Below are 2201 nucleotides of genomic sequence, written 5' to 3'. Positions count from 1 at the left end.
TGACAAGGAGAAGTAGATGAGTGCACCCACAACCACGACGGGGATCTCTGACGAGGTCCGAGAATTAGCAAACCAAGAATACCGGTACGGTTTCACGACCGACCTCGATACCGATGTCGCCCCCCGGGGGCTCAGCGAAGACATCATCAGGCTGATCTCGAGTAAGAAGAATGAGCCGGATTGGCTCTTGGAATGGCGACTTCGTGCCTACCGGCATTGGACCACGCTGACGGCGCCCACCTGGCAGCATGTGTCGTATGGTCCAGTTGACTACCAGGACATCATCTACTACGCCGCTCCCAAGCCGAAAAAAAAGAGTCTCGCCAGCATGGACGAGGTCGACCCGGAGCTTCGGGAGATGTTCGACAAGCTGGGCATTTCTCTCGGCGAGCAAGAGCGGCTTAGCGGCGTCGCGGTCGACGCGATCGTCGATTCGGTATCGGTTGCGACGACGTTTAAAGACAAGTTGGCCGAGGTCGGAGTCATTTTCTGCTCCTTCTCGGAAGCCGTTCAAGAACACCCTGACCTGGTACGCAAATACCTCGGTTCAGTGGTTCCGTACAACGACAACTTTTTCGCATGTCTGAACGCGGCGGTGTTCACCGATGGCTCGTTCTGTTATATCCCAGAGGGGGTGCACTGCCCGATGGAGCTGTCCACCTACTTCCGCATCAACGCGGCCGATACCGGTCAGTTTGAACGTACCCTGATCATTGCCGAAGAGGGCGCCTTCGTGAGCTATCTCGAAGGATGCACCGCCCCGGTGCGTGACACGAACCAGCTCCATGCCGCCGTTGTTGAGCTGGTCGCCCTTGATGACGCACAGATCAAGTACTCGACGGTGCAGAACTGGTACCCGGGGGATGCCGACGGCAACGGTGGTGTGTACAACTTCGTCACCAAGCGCGGCATGGCGTCTGGCAAGAACTCGAAGATCTCCTGGACCCAGGTCGAGACCGGATCGTCGATCACCTGGAAGTACCCTGGCGTCGTTCTTAAGGGCGACAACTCGATCGGGGAATTCTACTCTGTCGCGCTGACGGCCAGGCACCAGCAGGCTGATACCGGCAGCAAAATGGTGCACATCGGCAAGAACACTAAGAGCACCATCATCTCGAAGGCAATTTCGGCCGGTCACGGTCAGAACACCTACCGTGGGCTGGTCGATATGCGACATTCCGCCGTCGGTGCCCGCAACTTCACACAGTGCGATTCGCTGTTGATCGGCAAGGACAGCGGTGCGCACACCCTCCCCTATATCGTGGTGAAGAACAAGACCGGTCAGGTTGAGCACGAGGCCTCCACCTCCAAAATCGGTGAGGAGCAACTGCTCTACTGCCGCCAACGCGGCATTCCTGAGGAAGAGGCGGTCTCGATGATCGTGAACGGTTTCTGCCGTGAAGTCTTCAAAATGCTGCCGATGGAATTCGCCGTCGAGGCGCAAAAGCTGTTAACCGTAAGCCTGGAAGGAAGCGTTGGATAATGCTTAAAATCGAAGAACTGCACGCCAGTATCGAGGACAAAGAAATTTTGCGCGGGGTGAATCTCGAGCTGAAGCCGGGTCAAGTCCACGCGATCATGGGACCAAATGGTTCGGGAAAGAGCACGTTGGCCAGTGTGCTGATCGGCCGCGATGGGTACCAGATCTCAGGAAGCGTCACGTATGACGGTCAAGACCTGCTGGCCCTCTCGCCAGAAGAACGCGCTGCCGCCGGTGTGTTTCTGGCGTTCCAGCACCCGGTCGAAATCCCAGGCGTTGGAAACATGTACTTCATGCGTACAGCGTTGAACTCCCTGCGTCGACAGCGCGGGCAGGACGAGCTGGATCCGGTGGACTTTCTGGCGCTGGCCCAGGAGCGGATGAAGCTGGTCGAGATGGACCAGACCTTCATGAGCCGCTCCGTCAATGAGGGATTTTCCGGCGGTGAGAAGAAACGCAACGAGATTTTGCAGATGGCAATCCTGGAGCCCAAACTCGCGATCCTGGACGAAACGGACTCCGGTCTGGATATCGACGCACTCCGGATAGTTGCCAGTGGTGTGAACGCCCTGCGCAATGAAGGCCGCAGCATGCTGGTCATCACGCACCACCAGCGCCTTTTGGACTACATCGTGCCCGATCAGGTGCATGTTATGACCGCCGGAAGAATCGTGCGCTCCGGGGACAAAGACCTCGCCGTCGAGCTCGAAGAGCACGGCTA

At 57.7% G+C, this 2201-nt stretch carries 2 protein-coding genes; both read left to right on the top strand.

Going from position 1 to position 2201, the window contains the following annotated elements; genetic code table 11:
* The first annotated feature begins 16 nt into the window (after positions 1-16).
* Positions 17-1483: a Fe-S cluster assembly protein SufB gene (sufB, locus tag CXY71_RS00195; RefSeq protein ID WP_104133736.1), complete on the top strand. Its 1467-nt coding sequence runs from the start codon at positions 17-19 to the stop codon at positions 1481-1483.
* The coding region (sufC, locus tag CXY71_RS00190) for a Fe-S cluster assembly ATPase SufC (protein ID WP_104133735.1) at positions 1483-2201 on the top strand (719 nt) is incomplete at its 3' end. The genes sufB and sufC, both read left to right, overlap by 1 nt.

It is taken from the genome of Cryobacterium sp. Y62 (assembly GCF_002929785.1).
Taxonomy (GTDB): domain Bacteria; phylum Actinomycetota; class Actinomycetes; order Actinomycetales; family Microbacteriaceae; genus Cryobacterium.
The sequence above is the reverse complement of the archived record's forward strand: the minus strand, read 5'-3'. Positions and strand labels throughout refer to the sequence as shown.

Excerpts from the sequence above, each read along its gene's own strand:
- sufB (WP_104133736.1), top strand. The coding sequence starts at position 17 with ATGAGTGCACCCACAACCACGACGGGGATCTCTGACGAGGTCCGAGAA.